The organism is Aeromonas sp. 5HA1 (genome assembly GCF_029237245.1).
In the GTDB taxonomy this organism is placed as follows: domain Bacteria; phylum Pseudomonadota; class Gammaproteobacteria; order Enterobacterales; family Aeromonadaceae; genus Aeromonas; species Aeromonas salmonicida.
This window is the reverse complement of record NZ_JAACFW010000053.1, coordinates 1-591: the sequence shown is the minus strand read 5'-3', so window position 1 is coordinate 591 and position 591 is coordinate 1. Positions and strand designations below refer to the sequence as shown.

1 tRNA gene and 1 rRNA gene are annotated in these 591 nt (G+C 56.0%); both read left to right on the top strand.

From position 1 onward, the window contains the following. Positions 1-115: ribosomal RNA gene (gene rrf, locus GWQ27_RS22210) — 5S ribosomal RNA — on the top strand. A gap of 97 nt (positions 116-212) precedes the next feature. Beyond that, a tRNA-Asp gene (locus GWQ27_RS22205) sits at positions 213-289 on the top strand. Positions 290-591: the final 302 nt, after the last annotated feature.

Below are 591 nucleotides of genomic sequence, written 5' to 3'. Positions count from 1 at the left end.
CCTGGCGGCCATAGCGCCGTGGAACCACCTGATCCCATGCCGAACTCAGAAGTGAAACGCGGTAGCGCCGATGGTAGTGTGGCATTCGCCATGCGAGAGTAGGACACTGCCAGGCACCCAATTAAACAGCGACGTGCACATCACGACACTGGCCGAGAGGATGACACCTCTTATAAGCGGCAAAAGATTTAGCGATAAGCTAGCCAAATAGCGGAGCGGTAGTTCAGTTGGTTAGAATACCGGCCTGTCACGCCGGGGGTCGCGGGTTCGAGTCCCGTCCGCTCCGCCACTAATTTGAAGGCCTTCCCAATCGGGAAGGCCTTTTTGCTTTTTAGCATTTGCGAACGAGATAAGGAAACAAGGGGCAGCAGACAGGGCTGCGACTTGCCGCTGGCAACTCGGTCCCTGCCTGCAGTCCCTTGTGCTTGAGCTGGACTGCGTCCATCTCCCCGTCCGCTCCGCCACTGTCTAGTCCTGAAATAGGTTTACACATTTTCGGCTAGCATTTCTCCACTCAGAACCCCCGATGCACTGCATCGGGGGTTCTGTATTTCAACGCATGATGCGGCCGCTCCACGTTGTAGATATCCA